At 38.8% G+C, this 22,595-nt stretch carries 24 protein-coding genes and 1 riboswitch; of the genes, 22 read left to right on the top strand and 2 right to left on the bottom strand.

Features of this window, described 5'->3' with window-relative positions; all coding sequences use genetic code 11:
- Positions 1–77: 77 nt before the first annotated feature.
- Positions 78–713 carry a YigZ family protein gene (locus JFV29_RS26585; RefSeq protein ID WP_201187401.1) on the bottom strand — a complete coding sequence of 212 codons (636 nt, stop codon included), beginning with the start codon at positions 711–713 and terminating at the stop codon, positions 78–80.
- Between the two features lie 627 nt (positions 714–1,340).
- On the opposite strand from JFV29_RS26585, the gene JFV29_RS26580 reads away from it, so the two are divergent.
- The 20 genes from JFV29_RS26580 (at position 1,341) to JFV29_RS26485 (ending at position 17,773) form a co-directional block, all read left to right on the top strand.
- Positions 1,341–2,483, top strand: coding sequence for a sensor histidine kinase (locus tag JFV29_RS26580; protein ID WP_056524380.1), 1,143 nt, complete (start codon positions 1,341–1,343; stop codon positions 2,481–2,483).
- A gap of 46 nt (positions 2,484–2,529) precedes the next feature.
- A complete protein-coding gene (locus JFV29_RS26575; RefSeq protein ID WP_053348555.1) occupies positions 2,530–3,213 on the top strand; it encodes a response regulator in 684 nt (227 codons plus the stop codon).
- A 218-nt stretch (positions 3,214–3,431) separates the two neighbouring features.
- A complete protein-coding gene (locus JFV29_RS26570) occupies positions 3,432–4,274 on the top strand; it encodes a DegV family protein (protein ID WP_053348556.1) in 843 nt (280 codons plus the stop codon).
- 198 nt (positions 4,275–4,472) lie between these two features.
- Positions 4,473–5,804: a DEAD/DEAH box helicase gene (locus JFV29_RS26565; RefSeq protein WP_242486951.1), complete on the top strand. Its 1,332-nt coding sequence runs from the start codon at positions 4,473–4,475 to the stop codon at positions 5,802–5,804.
- Positions 5,797–6,489 carry a ComF family protein gene (locus tag JFV29_RS26560; RefSeq protein WP_201187399.1) on the top strand — a complete coding sequence of 231 codons (693 nt, stop codon included), beginning with the start codon at positions 5,797–5,799 and terminating at the stop codon, positions 6,487–6,489. Before JFV29_RS26565 ends, JFV29_RS26560 begins: the two co-directional genes overlap by 8 nt.
- Positions 6,490–6,589: 100 nt before the next feature.
- On the top strand, positions 6,590–7,009 hold the full coding sequence (locus JFV29_RS26555) for a TIGR03826 family flagellar region protein (protein ID WP_201187398.1): 420 nt from the start codon (positions 6,590–6,592) through the stop codon (positions 7,007–7,009).
- A gap of 239 nt (positions 7,010–7,248) precedes the next feature.
- On the top strand, positions 7,249–7,512 hold the full coding sequence (flgM, locus tag JFV29_RS26550; RefSeq protein WP_201187396.1) for a flagellar biosynthesis anti-sigma factor FlgM: 264 nt from the start codon (positions 7,249–7,251) through the stop codon (positions 7,510–7,512).
- Positions 7,513–7,588: 76 nt separating this feature from the next.
- Complete coding sequence (locus JFV29_RS26545; protein WP_201187394.1) at positions 7,589–8,077, top strand: flagellar protein FlgN; 489 nt, start codon at positions 7,589–7,591, stop codon at positions 8,075–8,077.
- A gap of 29 nt (positions 8,078–8,106) precedes the next feature.
- Positions 8,107–9,666 carry a flagellar hook-associated protein FlgK gene (flgK, locus tag JFV29_RS26540; protein ID WP_201187392.1) on the top strand — a complete coding sequence of 520 codons (1,560 nt, stop codon included), beginning with the start codon at positions 8,107–8,109 and terminating at the stop codon, positions 9,664–9,666.
- 15 nt (positions 9,667–9,681) lie between these two features.
- On the top strand, positions 9,682–10,560 hold the full coding sequence (gene flgL, locus JFV29_RS26535; RefSeq protein WP_201187390.1) for a flagellar hook-associated protein FlgL: 879 nt from the start codon (positions 9,682–9,684) through the stop codon (positions 10,558–10,560).
- A gap of 50 nt (positions 10,561–10,610) precedes the next feature.
- Positions 10,611–11,189, top strand: coding sequence for a DUF6470 family protein (locus tag JFV29_RS26530; protein WP_201187388.1), 579 nt, complete (start codon positions 10,611–10,613; stop codon positions 11,187–11,189).
- 8 nt (positions 11,190–11,197) lie between these two features.
- Entirely contained in the window at positions 11,198–11,641 is a 444-nt protein-coding gene (gene fliW, locus JFV29_RS26525; protein WP_201187386.1) for a flagellar assembly protein FliW, read from the top strand.
- Positions 11,641–11,874, top strand: a complete 234-nt coding sequence (gene csrA, locus JFV29_RS26520) for a carbon storage regulator CsrA (RefSeq protein ID WP_056524408.1) — start codon at positions 11,641–11,643, stop codon at positions 11,872–11,874. Before fliW ends, csrA begins: the two co-directional genes overlap by 1 nt.
- A gap of 137 nt (positions 11,875–12,011) precedes the next feature.
- Entirely contained in the window at positions 12,012–12,836 is an 825-nt protein-coding gene (locus JFV29_RS26515) for a flagellin N-terminal helical domain-containing protein (protein WP_201187384.1), read from the top strand.
- A 325-nt stretch (positions 12,837–13,161) separates the two neighbouring features.
- Positions 13,162–13,524: a flagellar protein FlaG gene (gene flaG, locus JFV29_RS26510; RefSeq protein ID WP_201187383.1), complete on the top strand. Its 363-nt coding sequence runs from the start codon at positions 13,162–13,164 to the stop codon at positions 13,522–13,524.
- Positions 13,525–13,539: 15 nt separating this feature from the next.
- Entirely contained in the window at positions 13,540–15,054 is a 1,515-nt protein-coding gene (locus JFV29_RS26505) for a flagellar hook-associated protein 2 (RefSeq protein WP_201187382.1), read from the top strand.
- Between the two features lie 26 nt (positions 15,055–15,080).
- Entirely contained in the window at positions 15,081–15,482 is a 402-nt protein-coding gene (gene fliS, locus JFV29_RS26500; protein WP_116821167.1) for a flagellar export chaperone FliS, read from the top strand.
- Positions 15,482–15,823 carry a flagellar protein FliT gene (locus JFV29_RS26495; RefSeq protein ID WP_053348570.1) on the top strand — a complete coding sequence of 114 codons (342 nt, stop codon included), beginning with the start codon at positions 15,482–15,484 and terminating at the stop codon, positions 15,821–15,823. The genes fliS and JFV29_RS26495 overlap by 1 nt, the downstream gene beginning before the upstream one ends.
- 255 nt (positions 15,824–16,078) lie before the next feature.
- Positions 16,079–16,636, top strand: a complete 558-nt coding sequence (gene hpf, locus JFV29_RS26490) for a ribosome hibernation-promoting factor, HPF/YfiA family (protein ID WP_053348571.1) — start codon at positions 16,079–16,081, stop codon at positions 16,634–16,636.
- A gap of 873 nt (positions 16,637–17,509) precedes the next feature.
- Positions 17,510–17,596, top strand: a riboswitch (cyclic di-GMP riboswitch).
- A 36-nt stretch (positions 17,597–17,632) separates the two neighbouring features.
- Positions 17,633–17,773, top strand: coding sequence for an anti-repressor SinI family protein (locus JFV29_RS26485; RefSeq protein WP_309558283.1), 141 nt, complete (start codon positions 17,633–17,635; stop codon positions 17,771–17,773).
- Between the two features lie 149 nt (positions 17,774–17,922).
- Here JFV29_RS26485 and JFV29_RS26480 read toward each other — a convergent pair whose 3' ends face one another.
- Entirely contained in the window at positions 17,923–18,246 is a 324-nt protein-coding gene (locus JFV29_RS26480; protein WP_201187381.1) for a helix-turn-helix domain-containing protein, read from the bottom strand.
- 440 nt (positions 18,247–18,686) lie between these two features.
- Here JFV29_RS26480 and secA point away from each other — a divergent pair, with 440 nt between their 5' ends.
- Both secA and prfB read left to right on the top strand, forming a co-directional pair.
- Positions 18,687–21,200 carry a preprotein translocase subunit SecA gene (gene secA, locus JFV29_RS26475; RefSeq protein WP_201187380.1) on the top strand — a complete coding sequence of 838 codons (2,514 nt, stop codon included), beginning with the start codon at positions 18,687–18,689 and terminating at the stop codon, positions 21,198–21,200.
- Positions 21,201–21,347: 147 nt separating this feature from the next.
- A protein-coding gene (gene prfB / locus JFV29_RS26470; RefSeq protein WP_235569524.1) for a peptide chain release factor 2 occupies positions 21,348–22,446 on the top strand; the annotation gives its coding sequence in 2 pieces (ribosomal slippage) (positions 21,348–21,410 and positions 21,412–22,446; 1,098 coding nt in all).
- The last annotated feature ends 149 nt before the right edge of the window (positions 22,447–22,595 follow it).

Below are 22,595 nucleotides of genomic sequence, written 5' to 3'. Positions count from 1 at the left end.
ATTTAATAATTTCGTAAAATAAATATTTCTTTTCAATTATATTACAGCAAAAAAAAGGAAAAATATGCAGGAGAAAATTAAACGAGAGCCTGTTCTAAATAAATCATTTCGCCCTCAGTGATACGGCCTTGACCGTTTGTCAGCTCTGTCATCCAGTTGGTATATGCCTGTTTTTGGGCTTCCTCTACATATACCAGAAGATTGACTTGTTCAAGGTATTGAATTTCCTTTATTTGATAAATCGATGATCGTAATTCGTTTTCCAATTTTCCGAGCCAGGTATAGTCGACATTTGTTGAAATTACGCGCATTAATTTTCTATTAACTACACCCGTGGTATTAATTCCTTCTGAAGTCGCTTTACTATAAGCACGAATCAGGCCGCCTGCACCAAGTTTGATGCCGCCAAAATATCGTGTAACCACAACAGCCGTATCTTTTAGGTCTTTTTTCTTAAGAACCTCAAGAATAGGGACGCCTGCCGTACCGCTTGGCTCTCCATCATCAAGGGCTTTTTGAATTTGATTTTGTTCTCCAATCATATAGGCTGAACAATTATGAGTAGCATCTTTATGCTTTTTCTTAATTTCTTGAATAAAGGCCTGTGCTGCTTTTTCTGATTCCACTCGGGCGATGTGGGCAATAAATCGAGATTTCTCAATCACGATTTCATGTTCACCACGTCCTTTTACCGTTAAATAATGAGGGAGCATTACTATTCCACCTTCGCTCTCGCTATTAGTTGATTCATTATAAGGCTTTGCGCAAAAAGTGGCAATGAAGATTATTTTTTATTCCGTATAGTGTAAAGAAACTTTAATATAAGAAAAAGTTGTACGTGTTATAATTAATTCTACTGCCAGCTAATGTTTATTAGATGGTTATATATGCTTAAAAGAATATCATTGTAGGAAAAACAATGAGTTTTGTACCATAAACCTGGCTTGTCCATATCGAGTCAGCTCATTTCAAGGATTTTGCCATTTAATAAATGTATCTGTTTCGTATAATAATCAATGGAGTGGAATATTCCATTTGATTGATAAGGATAATTCGGATTAGGATAATAGAAACAACCTTTTAATAGGTGGTCTAACGTGATATCCATAAAAGCTAGGAATATGAAATGTATACTAAATATGTATATTTTGTGAAAATCCTACAATGAAATTGACGTATTTTTCTTCTTTTTTTGGTACAATATGTTCATGAAGGTTACTTCATTGCAAGTTTCCTGATAATTAACCATTCATGAAAAAGGAAAAAGAGCTTTTTTCCATATACATAGTCTATAAGACAACAAATTGTTTAAGTCTGTTGATTTAAGTGGAGGGATCTTAATGTCCATAAAAAAGGTTGATGCTAAAGCATTGGACAAGATCTTAGAAACAATGGTAAGCACTGTTAGTGAAAGTAAGGATGAAGTCTTTGATATTGGAGAGCAATGTCGCAAAGACTTTGAGTCATTAACAAAAGAGCTTGATGATGTGAAAATCAGAGTTGCCATTGTGATAACCGACAGCGATGCACTGGATTCAAAAGCCAGATTTGCTCGAAAAAGGCTTTCCGAAGTCAGTATGCACTTCAACCATTTTTCTGAAGAACAGGTTCGCGATGCTTATGAAAGAGCACATAAGCTGCAAGTCGATTTACAAATAAATCGCCAGTTAGAGAAAGAGCTTCGTAATCGACGGGATGAACTTGAGCTTAGATTAAGGGGATTACAGCAGACGATTGATAAAGCTGTACATCTCGTCTCGCAAATCTCTGTTGTACAAAACTATTTGACACAGGACTTGAAATTTGTGGGAGAAGCTCTACAAGAAGCGAAACGTAAGCAGGACTTCGGCTTGAAAATAATAGAAGCTCAGGAGCAGGAACGTAAAAAACTCTCACGGGAAATCCATGATGGCCCCGCGCAAATGCTTGCTAATGTCATGATGCGTTCGGATTTGATAGAACGTGTACAACGAGAGAGAGGTCCTGATGAAGCTCTTGTGGAAATCCGTAGCTTAAAAGTCATGGTACGGAATGCGTTATATGAAGTGCGTAGAATCATCTATGATCTGCGTCCTATGGCCCTTGACGATCTAGGTCTTGTTCCTACCCTCAGAAAGTATCTGCAAACGACCGAAGACTATAATACTGGTGTGCATTTGAATTTCGTTAACCTCGGCCAGGTCAAAAGGCTTCCCTCTGATATGGAGGTTGCTTTATTTAGGCTGGTCCAAGAGGCTGTACAGAATTCACTGAAACATGCAGAGCCAAAGCAAGTTCAAGTAAAACTTTCCATTTCTAAAGAGATGGTTACGGTTGTCGTCAAAGATGATGGAAAAGGGTTTGATTCTTCCATTCAAAAAGAGGGTTCTTTTGGCTTAGTAGGCATGAGGGAAAGAGTCGAGCTACTTGAAGGTGAAATGACAATTGATTCACAACCAGGGGCAGGCACTTTGGTGTTTATACAAATTCCCTATCATTTATAAATTTTAGAGAATAGGCATTTAAATAGAAATTAGGAGGAAGAAGCCGTTGAAGACTAGTATCATCATTATAGATGACCATCAGCTTTTCCGTGAAGGTGTTAAGCGTATATTAGATTTTGAATCATCCTTTGATGTTGTTGCCGAAGGCGATGACGGAAGCGAGGCTATGGATCTTGTTGAAACACACAAACCAGATGTTGTTATCATGGATATCAACATGCCGAATATGAACGGTGTCGAAGCGACTAAAATGCTTGTAAACCGTTACCCTGAAACGAAAGTCATCATTTTATCGATTCATGATGATGAAAACTACGTACAGCATGCATTGAAAACAGGAGCACAAGGTTACCTGTTGAAAGAAATGGACGCAGATGCGCTAATTGATGCTGTTCGTGTAGTCGCAGAAGGTGGCTCATACCTTCATCCAAAGGTGACACATAATTTAGTCAAAGAATATCGCCGTTTAGCTGCTGAAGAGGGTGCTGATCGTGATTCAGTACATGCTGTAGAGATTAGAAGACCGCTTCACCTATTGACTCGACGCGAGTGTGAAGTTCTTCAACTTTTAGCAGACGGAAAAAGCAATCGTGCCATCGGCGAAACTTTATATATCAGTGAAAAAACAGTAAAAAACCATGTGAGTAACATTCTTCAAAAAATGAATGTAAACGATCGTACCCAAGCTGTTGTTTTAGCTATTAAAAACGGCTGGGTAGAAGTGAAATAATTTCAACTTATGATAAGTCCGGCTCTTCAGTTTTCGCAATGCGTACTGATGCGCCGGACTTTTTTGTCAAATGCCGAACTCGGCATAAATCTATTCACCTACTTAAATTGTACTAATTTATGGTAAAAAAAGATAAGCTATTTAATGCAAGTTAAGGCATTTTCAGATAGAATGGTGTATAAGATATTTAGAGTAATTTTATAAGGATGGTACTCACTATGAAAACCGCAGTCGTAACAGATAGCACTGCATATATACCTAAGGATATGCGTGATCGTTTACATATACATATGATGCCGCTTAATGTCATTTTCTCCAACGAAGCCTACCGGGAAGAAATCGATATTGCTGCAGATGAGTTTTATGAAGAAGTAAAAAGGCAAGCGAAGCTACCGACCACGTCACAACCGCCAATCGGTCAGTTTGTTGAGAAGTTTGAAGAGCTGCAAAAAGAATATGATGATGTTATTTCAATTCATTTATCGAGTGGTATCAGTGGTACGTATCAAGGTGCGGTTTCAGCAGGTGAAATGGTAGAGGGAGTTCAGGTCCACGCCTTTGATTCTGAAATCAGCTGTAGAGTCCAGGGATTTTATGTTCTCGAAGCGGCTCAGATGGCACTTGACGGTAAGGACGCAGAAGAGATTATGGCCAGGCTCGAAGAAATGAAACTTTCCGTCCGGGCATATTTCATGGCGGATGACTTATCCCATCTGCAGCGTGGGGGGCGGCTAAGCAGTGCCCAGGCCTTGATAGGGAGTTTGCTACAAGTAAAGCCTGTTCTCCATTTTGTTGACAAAGTCATTGTCCCGTTCGAAAAAATCCGTACTAGAAAAAAGGCGATGAAACGGATTGCTGATTTACTTGGAGAAGACGCGGCAAACGGTGAAAACTATAAAGCGGTCATTATTCATGCTAAGCGTGAAGCTGAAGCTAAAGACTGGAAAACGGAACTTGAAGCGCGTTTCCCAAATGTCGAGTTTGACATCAGCTACTTCGGTCCTGTGATCGGAACGCATCTGGGCGAAGGCTCGATGGGGATGGGCTGGTATAAAGTATAAACAGAGGAACGTCTTTCCTTGAAAAAGGAGGAGGCGTTTTTTTATGGATATAAGAGGGATTCTAAAGTGAAAAGCGAATTCTATTTACGAGTGTAAAATTCTATTCTAAGAAAGAAAGAAGGTTATAGTTTGGAAAATACGATTAGTTCTCCCCCTTTTTCCCCAGAACTTCAGAATCACCTCACAGGAAGGTTGTTATTGGCCTCCGAAATTCCTTTTTCCCCGGCAATCATTTCCGACCAAATAAAGCACGGCTATGTCTCTGTGACTTCCGGCGTGCAATGTGTGAATGGTCAGTACAATTGTGTACGATGCGGTAACCAAAATTCTGCTTTGTTTTATACGTTTCCGTGTAAAATTTGCAATCAAGATTGTACTTACTGCCGAGCCTGTATCATGATGGGGCGGGTCAGTGAATGTGCAAAATTATACGGCTGGATCGGTCCTGATTTGAAGTTTGCGGTTCCTGACAAAGTAATGAGCTGGGATGGAACTCTAACTTCAGGTCAGCAAACGGCCTCGGACTGTGTCGTTGAGGCTGTAAAAAGAAAAGGTGAATTACTGGTATGGGCCGTATGCGGAGCTGGTAAAACGGAAGTCCTATTTGCTGGCATTGAGGCGGGCTTGCTTGCCGGAAAACGAATCTGTATGGCAACACCTCGGACCGATGTCGTTCTCGAACTGTCACCCCGGTTAAAAAGAGCCTTTCCAGCCATTGAGGTATCCGCTCTGTATGGAGGCAGCGAAGACCGAAGCAAAGCTTCGCCGCTAACCGTTTCCACCACACATCAGCTTTTTCGTTTTTCTGAAGCCTTCGATGTAGTCATCATTGATGAAGTCGATGCGTTTCCCTACTCTATTGATGATTCTCTACATTATGCGGTTAATAAATCCAAAAAGCCCTCTGCTACAACTATCTACTTAACTGCCACTCCTTCTAAACAGATGCAACGATCTTACCGTAGCGGGAAACTGCAAGCCGTGACAATCCCTGCCCGTTACCATCATAAGCCGATCCCTGTTCCTGAAATGAAATGGAGCGGCAATTGGCAAAAACAATATCTCCAAAAAAAGATTCCTCCTGTGATTGCCAGTTGGGTAAGCGAACGTCTTCAGCTGAAGATTCCTCTATTATTATTTTTTCCGAGCATTCAGGTGATGGAACAGGTAATTCCGTTGTTTCAAACACTATCCCCTAAATTGGAGACCGTTCACTCACAGCACCCTGAACGAAAAGAAAGAGTACAGGCATTACGGAATGGCGAGGTCCCTGGATTATTGACCACGACGATTTTAGAACGCGGGGTGACAATTGAGCGACTAGACGTAGCCGTGATTGGTGCTGAACATGAGGTGTTTTCTGAGAGTGCTCTCGTCCAGATTGCCGGCCGCGTCGGCAGAAGCTTTACTTATCCAACGGGTACTATCACTTTTTTTCATTACGGAAAAAGCAAAGCTATGGTCGAGGCGATCTGCCATATACAAATGATGAATAAAGAGGCCTGGAAAAGAGGTCTGCTGGATGGCTAGATGCTTATTTTGTGTTGAAGAAATGAAAGCAGTATTGACGTGGAGAAGTCTATTACTGAAGAAAGAGGCAATGACAATCTGTGAAAGATGTGAAGGGAAACTTAAAAAGTTAGCAGGTGAGGCATGCTCGATTTGCTCTCGAGAGCTTGATAAGAATTACCGCATCGAGGATCTTTGTTTGGATTGTGTGAGATGGGAAAAAGATAAGAAATGGAGCGGGTATTTATCCATAAACATATCGCTTTTTCATTATAATGAATTCCTGAAAGACATGATTGCGAAATATAAGTACCGAGGAGATTATGCACTGGCTGAGGCCTTCGTTCCCTTTTTAAAAGACAAACTAAAAGACATGGATTTTGACTTGGTAACGTTCATTCCTCTTAGTAATGAACGTCTGATGGAGAGGGGTTTCAATCAGGCGCAGGCTTTGACAGATCTGCTAGGCCTTAACACGGTTGAGCTATTAACGCGCCTTCATACGGAAAAACAATCGAAAAAGTCACGTGAGGAGCGGATATTATTGCCACAAGTTTTTCAGGTCACCAAACCGGATTTATTAAAGCAAAAATCAATCTTGATCGTGGATGACATTTACACAACAGGCTCAACACTCCGGCATGCGGCTAAGGCTTTGAAAACCGCTGGTGCCACAGAAGTTTCATCAATTACTCTGGCTAGGTAAAACCGAATATTTTTTATAAACCTTCTAAAGTATCGGTGTTAATATTCGATATATACAGTACTGAAGAACAATCATTGTGATAGTAAAGGAGGGGTCCTCAATGGATTTGTTCAACTGTCAAAACTGTAATTCGTTATTTGTTAAAACAAAATTTCATGATGTTTGCGATGCTTGCTATAAAGAAGAAGAAGCTAAATTTGATGAAGTGTATGCCTACATTCGCAAGAAAAGTAATCGAACGGCGTTAATGATGCAAGTGGTTGAGGCCACAGGCGTGGAAGAAGATTTGATTATTAAATTTGTAAAAACAGGAAAACTGAGAATTTCCCAATTTCCTAACCTAGGCATTCCTTGTGAAAAATGCGGGACCAACATTCAAAGTGGGAGATTATGTAGCAAATGCAGTGATTCCCTTCGCTCTGAATTGCAGACTTTTGAAGATGAAGAAAAGTGCCTAACTAAAATACAAGAACGAAATAAAAAAAATACGTATTATATTAAAGATAATCACGAAGGATAATCCTTGGCTTCATGATTGGTATTTTGTTAGAATATTCGGTATTGAGAACAAAATTCGACAATGGTTGTCGAAGGAAAGATTACAGGAAAACATAAAAAAAAAAAAGTCCTTGTCGATATTAATGATAGGGAGAATAAACACAGCCAAGAGTCATTCTCATGGTCTGTTAAAGGAATCGAAATATGAGGTTATATATAAGATTAGATAAAGAAAATCGGCCGAAGGAGAGGATCTGGAATATGAAAATCAATAACGTCGGTATGACAGGGATTAACCCGTATAATCTTCAAGCCAATAAAGCGGGGAATGTCAAAGAATCTAAGGTCAATGCCTCAGATAAAGTTGAAATTTCTTCAGCGGCAAAAGAAATGCAGCAATTATCTCCAATTCCTGCTGCAAGACAAGCAAAAGTGGACGAACTGAAAATCCAAGTAGAAAATGGAAATTATAAATTGAATTCACAGGCGACAGCAAAAGGCATTATTGATTTTTATCGAAAATAAATTATTAATAAACGTTTGATTATTGTGAACGGAAACATATTCCGTCCATCATTCATGAGCAGAGGAGGGAGTAAGAATGTCTGCACGAAACATCATCGAATCGGTTGAAAAATTGATCAAGCTTCATAAAAGCTTCAATCAATTAGCCTTAAGAAAAACAACCATTTTAAAAGCTAGCGACACTGAGGCAATTACCGCCCTGCTGATCGAAGAACAAAAGCATATTAAAGCAATCAGTCAAACGGATAAAGAAAGAGAAGCAGCAGTCGAGGGATTTTTTACAGCAAAAGGAGCAGTGAGACAGACTGCTTCCATCGACACAGTAATGGAATTAACAGAACCAATTGAAACGGCTGCACTAAAACGACTAAAAAAAGAGCTAATCGATGAAGTAGCTAAGCTGAAAGAGCGGAACATTTTAAATCAGCAATTAATCTATCAGTCACTTCAATTCATTAATGTCTCTTTAGATATGCTGAGACCGCAAACCCAGGATATGAACTACGGGAAGTCCGTTAAAAAGCCAACAAAAAGCGGTATAGGCATATTTGATTCGAAAGCATAAGAAACAGAAAAAGATGGGGGTTTGAGCAAATGATTTCAACCTTTATGGGGCTTGAAACAGCTAAACGTGGATTATCGACCTCACAAGGAGCCTTGTATACTACAGGAAATAACGTTGCCAATGCCAATACATTAGGATATTCAAGGCAGCGTGTTAACTTGGTACAGACATCTGGGTTTCCTACCGTCGGATTAAACAGCCCTCGTGTAGCAGGTCAACTCGGGACAGGGGTGGCTGCAGAAACTGTACAGCGAATCCGAGACAGCTTTTTGGACTCGCAATACAGGACTCAAAGTAATAAAATCGGTTTTTACGGGGCGATGAGCGAATCATTGTCTAAAATGGAAGGCATCATGAATGAACCAACCGACAGCGGGTTAGCTGCAATGATGGAAAAATTCTGGAATTCTCTGCAGGGGTTAACGGCCAACACGGAAAACTCAGGGGCTCGTGAGGTTGTTGCCTCAACAGGCGTTATGGTCGCGGATACCCTTAACTACTACTACAATTCGCTAAAAAGCGTTCAAACGGATATCGGAAATCAAATAAACGTTAAAGCGAACGAAATCAATCTGCTTATTAGCAGTATTGATCAACTTAACCAGCAAATTAGTAAAGTAGAGCCGCATGGGATTATCCCGAATGAACTTTACGATAAACGTGATTTACTTGTAGACAGCCTCTCTCAGCTTGTCAGTATAAACGTAAAAAACGTCATTCCAACTGATTATGGCAAAGCTAGTGATGTAGCAACAGGACTATACAACATTGAATTAATGCAAGAAGACGGTTCTTCTTATGTGCCACCTATCAATCTAGTCAGTGTTAACCAAACTGGGATGCTTGGAACTTCAAAAGTTGAAGTTAGCTATGATAAATCGACAGGTATGGTAGATGGAGTGAAATTTGGTTCGAAAACATTAACGGAGTACAAGTTTTCAGGAGAGCTATCCGGGTTGATTAACAGTTTTGGCTATAAAAAGAGTGATGGTACAATCGGAGGAACCTATCCTGATATGCTGCAGAAGCTGGATAATATGGCAACGGCTTTTGTGAATGAGTTTAATGCTATTCATAAGCAGGGGTATGCGTTAGGAGCTAGTGAAACATCGACATTAAACTTTTTTGAAATTGAACCAGGTAAGAGTGCTGCTGAAAGCATCAAGGTGAATAGTGAGATATTGAAGGACCCTTCATTAATCGCCGCAGGTGGTAATAGTGGAGGAGCTTCTGGGGATAATGAAAATGCTAAACTCTTAGCTGATTTGAAAAAGAAAGCTTTTAGTGATTACTCAACTAAAGACCAAAATTCTAAGGGGTTAACTGGGACCTTTGACACCTATTATTCCGGGATTATTGGGAAATTGGGTGTTGATTCACAAAGTGCTCAAAAGAATCTTTCCAACTCTGTAGTACTTGCTACATCCGTTAACCAAAATAGAGACTCTGTCAGTTCTGTATCCTTAGATGAAGAGATGACAGATATGATTAGGTTCCAGCAAGCTTACAATGCTTCTGCAAGAATGATGACGATGATGGATGAAATGCTCGATAAAATCATTAACGGAATGGGTACGGTAGGCCGATAATAGGAGTGAGAAAATATGCGTGTGACGCAATCCATGCTAACCAATAATATGTTAAGTAATTTAAGCAGAAGTTACGAAAAAATGGGCAAGTTGCAGGAACAAGTCTCTTCTCAAAAAAAATTCTCTAAACCATCCGATAATCCTGTTGCTGCAATGATGGGAATGGGGTACCGGATCAATCTCAATCAAATCCAGCAGTATACAAGTAACATCTCGGAGGCAACTAACTGGATTGATAGTACAGATGATGCCATTAGTGAAGCAGTTTCCGTTCTGCAAAGGATTCGTGAGTTAACCGTTCAAGGTAGTAATGGAACCTATGATGGAGAACAGTTTGAAAGTGTATCAGAAGAAATTAAGCAATTAAAAGAACATCTCGTAAGTATAGGTGATACCCAGATTGGTGGGAAATATATTTTTAACGGTCAGAATACGAATGTGAAACCATCTTCCGTTAAAGATGGTGATGGGAATATATTGTACGGCACAGGAGCTATTAATCTTGAAGTGTTTTCTGGGATTACTATTCAGATTAATACAGACGGATCCAAGCTTTTTGGAGATGCGCTTGCTATTGGCGGCAGCATTGATCAAACGATCGATGCACTTGAAAACGGCGGTGACGCTAGTAGCACACTGGAAGGAATTGACGAAACTATCAATACATTCTTAGCTATGCAAGCTCAGGTTGGTGCCAGGCAGAATCGAATTGAATTGATGACGGACCGCCTAAAGCAGCAGGAAGTTTTTGCTACAGAAATCCTTTCGAAAAATGAGGATGTCGATATCGAAAAGGCGATAATGGATTTAACGACCCAGGAAAGTATTCATAGTGCTGCATTAAGTGTTGGAGCAAGAATCATCCAACCGAGTTTACTAGATTTTCTTCGCTAAGCTATTCCTAAATGGGTAGCTTTTTTTCTATAAGGAGAGGAGCGATAAGGATGCAAATGCCACAAATACAATTGCAGTCTTCCTCAATGAAGATTGGATTGAATATAGACCAACCTGTACAGGAAATTGAACAGAAGGCAGCGGACCAATCAATTGAACAGCCGAGAGCAATCTTAGAAATTCAGATAACCCCAGGGAAGCTAACGATTGATCAAACAAAAGCGAGAGAAGATATGGATTTGAAAAGCCTATCCAAGCGAGTTGAGGAATTTGCACAGCAGGGCTATCAGGATTGGCTGGCAGGTATGGCAAGAAGGTCACAGCAGGGCACAGAGTTGAGACATATTGAAAACGGAGGTAATGCAATCGCGGTTCAGGCGAAGCGAAACAGCAAGGGGCCAGAAAAGCAATTCAATCTCGGCTGGATTCCCTCTCATTTCAGTGTTCAGCTGGACTATCAACCGGCTCAGGTAGAAATTGAAGCAACCCCTCAAAAACCGATCATCGATGTGCAGGTTAATAAGCCAAACCATACATACACGCCAGGTAATGTAGAAGTGGAAGTTTTACAAGAAAATTCGCTGGATATAGATTTCATTAATTTGTTTCCAGATGAGATAGGTGAGTGAAAACATATATGAATAGACAAACAAAATTTCATGGCGAAATAGAGATAGCACAAGAAAACATTTATACATTTGAAAGCGGGATACCAGGGTTTTTAGACGAAAAACAGTTTTGTTTGCTAGCTTTGGAGGAAACACCATTTGTCGTTCTGCAATCTCTAACAACAAAAGAGGTTGCTTTTATTATTTTGAACCCTTTTGATATTTTTCATGATTATGAAGTGAAGCTTTCTGATGAGGTACTATCTACTTTGCAAATAGAAGCAGAAAAGGAGGTTATTACGTTCGTCATTTTAACAATCCACGAACCTTTCAAGAAAACGACCGCTAATCTTCAAGCACCTATCATTTTAAATAGCTCTAAAAAAACAGGAAAGCAGTTTATCATGAATGGAAGTGGCTACATGACTAAGCATCTTCTTATTGAACCTTCAGTAGAACAGGAGGAAAAATAATGCTTGTTCTAACTAGAAAATCTAATGAATCGATCATGATAGGTAATGATATTGAAATTACGGTCTTAGCTATAGAAGGCGAACAGATCAAACTTGGTATCAATGCTCCAAAAAATGTGGAGATTCATCGAAAAGAAATCTATCTATCAATTCAGCAAGAAAATAATGAAGCTACTAAAACAGAAACCAGTATTCTGGAAAATTTATATGAACATTTCAAGAAAAAATCTTAAAATCTCTAAATATGTTTCTACGCACGTCGATATTATACATACAACGTTAAGTAGTGAAATAGACGGGAGTCTTATTCACTATTCATCGTAAAAAACCACATGGATGTGGGAACTTAAAACTCAAGGAGGAAACAAAAATGATTATTAATCACAATATCGCAGCTCTAAACACACACCGTCAATTATCAAGTGCAACAAATGCACAATCTAAATCAATGGAGAAACTTGCTTCAGGTCTTCGCATCAACCGTGCAGGTGACGACGCAGCAGGTCTTGCTATTTCTGAAAAAATGCGTGGGCAAATTCGTGGTCTTGACCAAGCTTCTCGTAACGCCCAAGATGGTATCTCTTTAATTCAAACAGCTGAGGGAGGACTTAATGAAGTACATTCTATCCTTCAACGTCAGCGTGAATTAGCAGTTCAAGCATCAAATGACACAAATGTAGATGCAGATCGTAAAGCTTTACAAGATGAATTTGCACAACTTTCTTCAGAAATAGAGCGTATTAAAGACAATACGACTTTCAACACAAAAAAATTGCTGGACGGTTCAGACGCAAACGGTAAAATTCAAGTTGGCGCTGATGCAGGTCAAACAATTGACATCGACCTAACTACTGTAGGTGTTGATTTATCTGCTGCTCACACTGCTGTTGCTGCATTAGATATATCAACTCAAGCAGGTGCTGATGCTGCTGTTACTGCTGTACAGGCTCAAATAGAATCTGTTTCTTCAGGTCGTTCATATCTAGGAGCAGTTCAAAACCGTTTGGAGCATACAATCAATAATCTAAATAATGCTTCAGAAAACTTAACTGCTGCTGAGTCTCGTGTACGTGACGTTGATATGGCAAAAGAAATGATGAACCAAACTAAGAATTCAATTCTTTCTCAAGCAGCTCAAGCAATGTTGGCTCAAGCTAATCAACAACCACAGGGTGTTCTTCAGTTATTACGTTAATTTTTACTCTACAGTTTAGAAAAAAAGGACTCTAGAATTTTTCTAGAGTCTTTTTTCGTTTCTAAGGAAATTAAATTGCTAAAGTATTATTTAATAGTCCATATTAAACTCGCTAAGGTAGAATCCTTTTTCATAGAGAGTTAGTAAAAGAATAATTATCGAAGAATACAGAAAGTCATAGGTATAATCAAAGTTTCCAAGGTTTTAAATAGATGCTTACTAAATAAATCCCGTATATCTTACTTCTTAAGAAATGTTGAAAGCCTAAATATAAAATAGTAATTACCGATATAAAAAATAAAGATAATACATTGGGGGCATTAAGATGCTGGAGAGTTTATCCACGAATATTCTTTCCTCACAACTTAGAACAGCAATTTCAGATGGAATTAGTTCCTACTATCAGAGAGAAATAAATACAGTTACCTATTCAGAACAAAGTGCGGAATCTAATATTGAGCCTTCAAAAGAAAGGGTTCAAGATGTAGTTGATAGTTTAAACACCTTTCTGAATCCAACACATACGGCAGTTCGTTTTGAATATCATGAAAAATTGAATGAGTATTATGTCAAGGTTGTGGATGACGTAACCAATGAAACGATTCGGGAAATCCCACCAAAGAAGCTTTTAGACTTTTATGCAGCGATGACCGAGTTCGTCGGTATTATGGTAGATGAAAAAGTATAGGTAGGTGATGTTACGATGGTAAGAATTAACGGTTTAGCGAGTGGGATGGATATTGACGCGCTTGTTAGCAGTATGATGCAGGCTGCACGTGTTCCTTTGGATACGCTAGAACAAAAGAAACAAAATGCTGAATGGCAGCGAGATGATTATCGTGAGATCAATAAGTTATTGTTGGAACTGGATACCCTTATTAAAGATGGAGTGGGGATGCAAAAATCCTTTATTAAGAAAACAGTGTCAGTTTCTGATCCTAATGCAATCTCAGTAAAGAATATCAATTCAACGGTTGATTTTTCTGGGACTTTGACAGTAGGAAAATTAGCTTCAGCAGCAACTATGCTCAGTAATGGGGCAGTGGGAGTTGAAAAAGCAACAGATATCATTCCTGAAGCGTATATAGGACAGGAAATAAAAATTGAAACGATTAATAAGGACGGTTCTTTAAATACCTTTACAACAAAAATTGAAGATACTGATACGTTAAATAGTTTAATATCAAAAATTAATGCTAATTCAGGTGTTACCGCTTTTTATGATCAGAACACGAAACAGATTTCATTTACGGCGAAAAACACGGGGGCAGTTCCAGATGGATTAACAAGAGAAGATGGAACGAGTGTTACTGCAGAAATTGGTTTGAGTGGTACACTCTTTACGGATCTCCTAAATTTAGATGAAAATAATATAGTTGCTGTTGGAGCGAGTAGAGGAACGGCCGGTCAAAATGCAACCTTAAATTATAACGGTCTGGATATTGAACGTTCCGCCAACACATTCACCATTAACGGTGTTGAAATTACTCTTAAACAGGGGAATACGGGTCCGGTAACCTTTTCGTCTACCTCAGATGTAGACGCAGTTCTAGATACTGTTACCCAATTCGTTGACAAGTACAATGAGATTATCGCTAACATCAAAACGAAGACAGATGAAACAAAGTACCGTGCATACCAACCGTTGACCACGGCACAAAGGAAAGACATGACTGAGGATGAAATTAAACTGTGGGAAACGAAGGCAAAGAGTGGGACACTTCGGGGAGATTCTATGTTGACGGGTCTCCTTACGAAAATGCGGACCTCGCTATATACCTCTGTTGGTGGAAGCAACTCCGTCAACTCATTAAGTGAAATTGGAATAACTACTACAAGTAACTATCTTGAAGGTGGTAAGTTAACCATTAACGAAGAAAAACTGCGTGCTGCTATTTCAGAGGATCCAAACAAAATTTATGATTTGTTTATGAAATCAGGAGAAACAACTGGTGAAATGGGATTGGCCAAAAGGTTGAGGGCTGATATCAAAGCGACGATGACTAATATCCAAGATAAAGCAGGTAAAGCGACTTCTGTTAATAATTCAAGTTTCACGATTGGAAAACTCTTAAATAGCTACAATACGAAAATAGATAGTTGGCAAGACAAGCTGAAGGCTTTAGAAACCCGCTATTATAATCAATTCACAGCCATGGAGAAAGCGATTTCGAAAGCGAATAGTCAAAGCAGCAGCCTATCTCAGTATTTCAGCTAAGCAATTTTAGAAAGGAAGTTTGAATGATGGCAATCAATAATCCCTACCAATCTTATCAACAAAATTCGGTGAATACTGCCTCTCCAGGTGAACTTACGTTAATGCTTTATAATGGATGCCTTAAGTTTATTACATTGGGCAAAAAAGCAATTGCGGAAAAAAACTTTCAAGAAAAAAACACGAATTTAATTAAAGCGCAAAAAATCATTCAGGAGCTAATGGTCACATTAAAAATGGATTTGGCTATATCCAAGGAATTAATGTCCCTTTATGATTATTTGAATCGACGCTTGATTGAAGCCAACATTAAAAGTGATCTGGATATTTTAGAAGAGGTTGAAGGGTTTGTCATGGAATTTCGCGATACATGGAAGGAAGCTATTCAGTTGAACCGCCAGAAGCAATTTGCCAATAGTGGTCAAGCATAATGGGAGCTATTCAACATTTTTATGAGGCAACGAACCAATTACTTTCGACGTTGGAAAATGAGCAGGATCGGGACCGGAAAATTGAAAAGGTTGAGGCCTTGCTTGAGGAGCGGGAGAAGTTGATGGCAGGGATTCAACCGCCTTTTTCTGATTCTGAACAGGATTTAGGGAAGAAGTTAATCGAACTCAACGAAAAAGTTTCACAACTTCTAGAAGAACAAAAAGTAGAAATCCAACGCGATATTAAACAGCTAAGTCTCAAAAAAGAATCTACTAATAAATATGTGAACCCTTATCAATCATTATCCACAGATGGCGTGTTCTACGATAAAAGAAATTAGATATTAATCAGCCGTTTTAATTGCAAACAGTTTTAATGTTAATTGTTTTTAAATTTTCTGTAAATATTAAGGGCTTAATTTTTTCTTTATAGCTTTGTATTTGTTATAATAAAGCTAGGGCAGACATCAACCCTTTCCTAACCTTCCGACAATTGTTTCATAATCTCGACATATTTCATGATGTGTTTCTAAAGGAAACCGGAGGGGTATTGTAGAATCTAACTGTATAGTCTTAATTTAAGGAGGACTCACTTTATGAATTACAACGTACGCGGTGAAAACATTGAGGTAACTCCAGCAATTCGAGAATACGTCGAAAAGAAAATTGGCAAGTTAGAACGATATTTTAACAATACACCAGATGCAAATGTGTTAGTGAATTTGAAAGTTAACAATAATACATCCAAGGTCGAAGTGACGATTCCTATGCAGAATTTGGTTCTTCGCGCTGAAGAGGAAAATGCGGATATGTATGCTGCTATTGACTTGATTAATGACAAGCTTGAACGCCAAATTCGTAAACATAAAACGAAAGTCAATCGTAAATTCCGTAACAACTTATCTACAACTCCTGAGGCGTTCGCCTTTAATACGGAAATTGATGAAGTGGTGGATGAATTTGAAGATGATACTGATATTGAAGTAGTCCGCAATAAGCGCTTTGATTTGAAGCCAATGGATAGTGAAGAAGCGATTCTGCAAATGAATATGCTTGGTCACAGTTTCTTCGTTTACACCAATGCGGATACAAATACAACGAACGTTGTGTACCGTCGTAAAGATGGGCGCTACGGATTAATTGAACCTAGTTAATATGAATCTATAAACAAAAGCACAACCCAGACTATGGGTTGTGCTTTTTAAATTTTACTCCATCCATTGCAATGTTCATTTGGGCTAAGGAGTTCTATAAGCTCTGGAAAAATAACCACCGATTTCAACCATAGAAGTCAATGGTTGTTTATATTTCCTTCCTTTTTCCTTAATGATCTTTCGGCAATTTGATAAGTGTTTTGATAATGTGATAATAAGTAAAATCCATCTGTTGAAAACAAGGTATCAAATAGTATCGATTAATTGGTTGGCTCCTGGGAATTTCATTGTTCTCTAAAAAACACAATGAAGTATGGAATGTATTGTATTTTCTTTAAAAAGAACATTTTCCGTTCTTTAATAAGATAAATAGGTACTTATACCTATTTAAATAACCCCTCCTATTGCACTATACTCAGATTAAAGTTCTTTAAAAAGAACAATAATTTATTTATGTAAAATGATTTGATTATGGTGCAGAGGAGTTGGATTTTTGTATCAGAAAAATTGCTATACATGTCATAGAGCGTCTTTTAGCAGTGCAGAATATGGAGGTTGGCTTTGTCCGACCTATGCGGTGAGGACTTGTCTGCGCAAAAAGCCTTTGATGCACTTATTATGGAAAGAATTAATATGCCCCATCGTTTGAATAAGAAGGGCAATGTTTATAATTTTATAAAAAAACGAACGTGAATCATTTGAACCATCTTGTTTTGTACATGAAATAGACAAAAAATATCATGGATTTCTTGATTTTGTAATATTTTGTCGATAAAAAGTTGTGCATTGTGGTAATTTAGCGACATAAAGTAGCAATATTTGGAGCAAATATTCGCTATAATAACTTAATAAATATAGTTTTTGTAATAATTTCCCTGACAAAGGCAAGCTCAGCGAAAGATGAGGGCGCAAAGGCACAGGCCTAAGTTTGCTTAATGCTAAGATGGCTGGTCTGCCTGAAATACATACAAGTAGTATTTTAGGAGGATAAAAGAGGTGGTTAACGTGGAAGTGGATCAAGAATGGGTGAAGTTGATTTCAGAAGCTAGGAAATTGGGTTTTAAGAAAGAAGAAATTAGTGCTTTTTTAAAAAAAGAGAATCTAAATGTGCCACTAGAGCAGAACAATGAAAACTAAGAACCAAAAAGGAATGAAAAAAACATCCCTATAAACAGTTGATTTACAACATAGCTGCTTATAGGGATTATTTTATTTTCTGAAATTCTATCAATACTAGTTTGATAGAGCAGTACTATTTATGTTTGTGAAGATAGTTTAGAATTCATCTATTCTTGTTTATCTTTTCTCCATTTATTAAACTCAATGAACTCTCTGAATTGTTGTTTTGAAACGCCAGAATTCATAGCTTCCTCAACAATTTTCATCCAGTCAGTGTCCAAGGATTCCTTATTTGGTGCATCGTAAAGAAGGGCATCTACAGGAATGTTAAGTACAGCAGAGATTTTTTCGAGAAATTGAATAGAAGGATTCGTTTGTAAGTTACGCTCGAGCGAACTTAAGTATGACTTTGCTACTCCGGCTTTATCGGCTAGTTCAGTCATTGACATTTTCTTTTCTTCTCGCAGTTTTTTTACACGTTCACCAATCAACAATACCACCTCGAAACATGTTCTATTTATCTTCGATTTATAAGTTTTAAACCCACATAAAATCACAGGAATAGGAAGCCTGAAAAGCTAGATTGCTTCAACTGACTATCAGTCATAGAGGGACCAAAAATTTCTATTGATAGAAGGTTGTGCTTACTTCGCATTTTCGTTTGTCTTGTTAAGGACTCATGTGAAAAGTGGGGAGTGTGTAATGTACTTTTGCTACTTCCCTCTATTTTAACAGTTTTACCCCTCTTTTATCCAATGTTTTTCGTAAGAACTGAATTCAGGTCCATAGACATAGAGTGACATGAAGTTGTACCTCTAGAATAGAAGTGTTAAAATTAAGCTTGGATTAGTATTAACAGAAGGTGTGTTTCTTCTTACTTATATGAATGTGTTATTGAATGATCATTACCATAATAGAGGAGCGTTATTGAATGCTTAATATATTAAATAAAGTTTTTGATCCGAATAAGCGAGAAATTAAGCGTCTGGAAAAAGTCGCTGATCAGGTCGAAGCGCTGGCTGATGAGACAGCTGCGTTATCGGATGAGCAGTTGCGCGCCAAAACAGAGGAGTTTAAGGAGCGTTATCAAAACGGGGAAACCGTGGATGATTTGCTTGTTGAAGCTTTTGCGGTTGCGCGTGAAGGGGCAAAACGAGCTCTTGGTTTGTATCCTTACCGTGTTCAAATCATGGGTGGGGCATCACTTCATGATGGAAACATCTCTGAGATGAAAACGGGGGAAGGTAAAACATTAACATCAACCATGCCGGTTTATTTAAACGCGCTTACTGGTAAAGGTGTGCATGTCGTGACTGTCAATGAATACTTGGCGCACCGTGATGCAACTGAGATGGGTGTATTGTATGATTTCCTGGGTTTGACTGTTGGGTTGAATTTGAACAGTCATTCTAAAGAAGAAAAACAAGCTGCCTACAATGCTGACATTACTTATAGCACGAATAATGAGTTAGGCTTTGATTACTTGCGTGACAATATGGTTTTGTATAAAGAACAAATGGTACAGCGCCCGTTGCATTTTGCTGTCATCGATGAAGTCGATTCGATTTTGATTGATGAAGCGAGAACGCCATTGATTATTTCTGGTTCAGCGCAAAAATCGGCACAGCTTTACATCCAAGCAAATGCGTTTGTGAGGACGTTACAAAAAGAAACGGACTATACGTATGATGAAAAAACAAAAGGTGTTCAGCTGACCGAAGAAGGTATGAACCGTGCTGAAAGAGCATTTAATATCGATAACTTGTTCGATATCAACCATGTTACCTTAAACCATCATATTAATCAGGCTTTGAAGGCGCATGTTTCCATGCATTTGGATGTGGATTATGTTGTTCAAGATGGCGAGATTGTCATCGTCGATCAATTCACTGGCCGTTTAATGAAGGGCCGTCGTTATAGTGAAGGTCTTCATCAGGCAATTGAAGCAAAAGAGGGCCTTGAAATTCAAAATGAAAGCATGACTCTTGCAACCATCACGTTCCAAAACTATTTCCGGATGTACGAAAAACTTTCTGGTATGACAGGTACAGCTAAGACAGAGGAAGAGGAATTTCGGAATATCTATAATATGAATGTTATTGCGATTCCAACAAACCGGAATATTGTTCGTGATGACCGCGCCGATCTTATTTACGCGTCAACGGATGGGAAATTCCGCGCTGTTGTGGAAGACATCGCTGAGCGTTATACAAAAGGACAGCCAGTGCTTGTTGGTACTGTTGCCATTGAAACGTCTGAAGTCATTTCTGCGTATTTATCCAAAAAAGGTATACCTCATGATGTTTTGAATGCAAAGAATCATGAGCGTGAAGCAGAAATCATTGCGAATGCAGGTAATCAAGGTTCAGTTACAATCGCTACTAACATGGCTGGCCGTGGTACGGATATCAAGCTTGGCGAAGGTGTCAAAGAACTTGGCGGCCTTGCTGTTATCGGTACGGAGCGTCATGAAAGTCGAAGGATAGATAACCAGTTGCGTGGTCGTTCCGGTCGTCAGGGAGATCCTGGGGTTACTCAATTCTATTTATCAATGGAAGATGAACTGATGCGACGCTTCGGTTCGGATAATATGAAAAGTATGATGGCACGTCTTGGTATGGATGATTCACAGCCAATTCAAAGTAAAATGGTGACGAGAGCCGTTGAATCTGCTCAGAAACGAGTGGAAGGGAATAACTTTGATTCGCGTAAACAATTGCTGCAGTATGACGATGTCCTACGTCAACAACGGGAAATCATCTATAAACAGCGTTTTGATGTGATGGAAAGTGAAAACTTACGTGAAATTGTTGAGACGATGATTGAGGCATCCATTCAGCGCAATGTTGCTGCGTTTGCCCCAATGGGTGATGAAGAAGGCTGGAACTTACAAGGTCTTGTCGATTACTTGAATGGTAACCTATTCAATGAAGGTTCAATCACAATAGAAGATTTAGAAGGAAAAAATGAATCGGAATTGGTTGAATTTATTTTAGATAAAGTGAAAGAAGACTATGATCAAAAAGAAGCAGAGCTTTCAGAAGATCAAATGCGAGAGTTTGAAAAGGTTATCGTTCTTCGTGCGGTGGATAGCAAATGGATGGACCATATCGATGCTATGGAACAATTGCGTCAAGGGATTCACCTTCGTGCTTATGGTCAAATTGACCCACTTCGTGAATACCAATCAGAAGGTTTCGCAATGTTTGAAGCCATGATTGCCTCCATGGAAGATGAAGTCGCTAAATACATTATGAAAGCTGAAATTCGCAACAATTTAGAGCGGAAAGAAGTCATAAAAGGACAAGCGGTCAATCCGAAGGAAGAAGATGGAGGAAAAGTGAAGAAGGCTCCAGCCCGTAAAAAGGATGAAGTCGGGCGAAATGCCTTATGTCCATGTGGCAGCGGCAAAAAATATAAGAATTGCCATGGTAATTTAGCTTAAAGTTAGGTGTATAATGATAAGAGAGACGGTGTAAGAACTTGCCGCCTCTTTTCATGTTTAGTTTGCGTATAGTTTGAAGATGTTTATTGGTTTGAAACACATCCCTGTACAGGGGTTTTTTTAACATACTTAATGAGGTGAAGAGAAATGGAATTAGCAGAAATTAGAAATGAACTTGAACGAACCGCACAACGATTAACAGACTTTAGGGGGTCTCTTTGACTTAGATGAAAAAGAGGCACGAATCGCACAACTAGAAAATGAGATGACACACCCTGATTTTTGGAATGATCAGTCAAAAGCACAGACTGTCATCAATGAAACGAATGCATTGAAAGATCAAGTCAATCAATTGTCCGATTTGAATGATGCATATGAAAATCTGGATTTGACGTATGAATTAGTGAAAGAAGAAAGCGATGAAGAACTTCTTGCTGAGTTGGTAGAAGAAATCACGATTCTTTCACAAAAGATGAATGAATTTGAACTTCAACTTTTACTAAGTGAAGAATATGATTCGAAAAATGCAATTCTGGAATTGCATCCTGGTGCAGGTGGAACTGAGTCCCAAGATTGGGGTTCAATGTTGCTTCGTATGTATACAAGATGGGGTGAAAAAAGGGGCTTTAAAGTAGAAACCCTTGATTACCTTCCAGGTGATGAAGCTGGAATCAAGAGTGTCACGCTTCTGTTTAAGGGCCATAACGCATATGGTTATTTGAAAGCAGAAAAAGGTGTTCACCGTCTAGTTCGAATTTCTCCTTTCGATTCATCAGGGCGCCGTCATACTTCATTCGTTTCTTGCGAAGTTATGCCTGAATTCGACGAGACGATTAATATAGAAATTCGTACGGAAGATCTGAAGGTTGATACGTACCGGGCAAGTGGGGCAGGTGGTCAGCATATCAATACAACTGACTCAGCCGTAAGGATTACGCATTTACCTACAAATACTGTGGTAACGTGCCAAAACGAGAGATCGCAAATCAAAAACAAGGCTCAAGCCATGAATATGCTGAAAGCCAAATTATATCAACTTGAAATTGAACAACAGCAAGCCGATTTGGATGAAATTCGCGGAGAGCAAAAGGAAATTGGCTGGGGAAGCCAAATTCGTTCTTACGTCTTCCATCCCTACTCCATGGTAAAAGACCACCGTACTAGTGCGGAGACAGGAAACTTGGGAGCTGTCATGGACGGAGATATCGATATGTTCATTGATGCTTATTTACGTTCAAAATTATAAGAAGTAAAAGTCGGGCCGGATTTTCTGGTTCGGCTTTTTTTATGATTACGTATACATGGAAGTTCAATTTACTACCACTGTAAAAGTCATTTGGCTGACTTTTACAGGATCTTATAGGGGATGCAATACAACGTTCGGCCAATACTAGA

The sequence above is a fragment of the Peribacillus sp. TH16 genome (genome assembly GCF_016651095.1).
Lineage (GTDB): Bacteria > Bacillota > Bacilli > Bacillales > DSM-1321 > Peribacillus > Peribacillus butanolivorans.
This window is presented reverse-complemented; position numbering and strand designations above follow the sequence as displayed.

Excerpts from the sequence above, each read along its gene's own strand:
- JFV29_RS26585 (WP_201187401.1), bottom strand. The coding sequence starts at position 713 with ATGCTCCCTCATTATTTAACGGTAAAAGGACGTGGTGAACATGAAATC.
- JFV29_RS26580 (WP_056524380.1), top strand. The coding sequence starts at position 1,341 with ATGTCCATAAAAAAGGTTGATGCTAAAGCATTGGACAAGATCTTAGAA.
- JFV29_RS26570 (WP_053348556.1), top strand. The coding sequence starts at position 3,432 with ATGAAAACCGCAGTCGTAACAGATAGCACTGCATATATACCTAAGGAT.
- JFV29_RS26560 (WP_201187399.1), top strand. The coding sequence starts at position 5,797 with ATGGCTAGATGCTTATTTTGTGTTGAAGAAATGAAAGCAGTATTGACG.
- JFV29_RS26555 (WP_201187398.1), top strand. The coding sequence starts at position 6,590 with ATGGATTTGTTCAACTGTCAAAACTGTAATTCGTTATTTGTTAAAACA.
- flgM (WP_201187396.1), top strand. The coding sequence starts at position 7,249 with ATGAAAATCAATAACGTCGGTATGACAGGGATTAACCCGTATAATCTT.
- JFV29_RS26545 (WP_201187394.1), top strand. The coding sequence starts at position 7,589 with ATGTCTGCACGAAACATCATCGAATCGGTTGAAAAATTGATCAAGCTT.
- flgK (WP_201187392.1), top strand. The coding sequence starts at position 8,107 with ATGATTTCAACCTTTATGGGGCTTGAAACAGCTAAACGTGGATTATCG.
- flgL (WP_201187390.1), top strand. The coding sequence starts at position 9,682 with ATGCGTGTGACGCAATCCATGCTAACCAATAATATGTTAAGTAATTTA.
- JFV29_RS26530 (WP_201187388.1), top strand. The coding sequence starts at position 10,611 with ATGCAAATGCCACAAATACAATTGCAGTCTTCCTCAATGAAGATTGGA.
- fliW (WP_201187386.1), top strand. The coding sequence starts at position 11,198 with ATGAATAGACAAACAAAATTTCATGGCGAAATAGAGATAGCACAAGAA.
- csrA (WP_056524408.1), top strand. The coding sequence starts at position 11,641 with ATGCTTGTTCTAACTAGAAAATCTAATGAATCGATCATGATAGGTAAT.
- JFV29_RS26515 (WP_201187384.1), top strand. The coding sequence starts at position 12,012 with ATGATTATTAATCACAATATCGCAGCTCTAAACACACACCGTCAATTA.
- flaG (WP_201187383.1), top strand. The coding sequence starts at position 13,162 with ATGCTGGAGAGTTTATCCACGAATATTCTTTCCTCACAACTTAGAACA.
- JFV29_RS26505 (WP_201187382.1), top strand. The coding sequence starts at position 13,540 with ATGGTAAGAATTAACGGTTTAGCGAGTGGGATGGATATTGACGCGCTT.
- fliS (WP_116821167.1), top strand. The coding sequence starts at position 15,081 with ATGGCAATCAATAATCCCTACCAATCTTATCAACAAAATTCGGTGAAT.
- JFV29_RS26495 (WP_053348570.1), top strand. The coding sequence starts at position 15,482 with ATGGGAGCTATTCAACATTTTTATGAGGCAACGAACCAATTACTTTCG.
- hpf (WP_053348571.1), top strand. The coding sequence starts at position 16,079 with ATGAATTACAACGTACGCGGTGAAAACATTGAGGTAACTCCAGCAATT.
- secA (WP_201187380.1), top strand. The coding sequence starts at position 18,687 with ATGCTTAATATATTAAATAAAGTTTTTGATCCGAATAAGCGAGAAATT.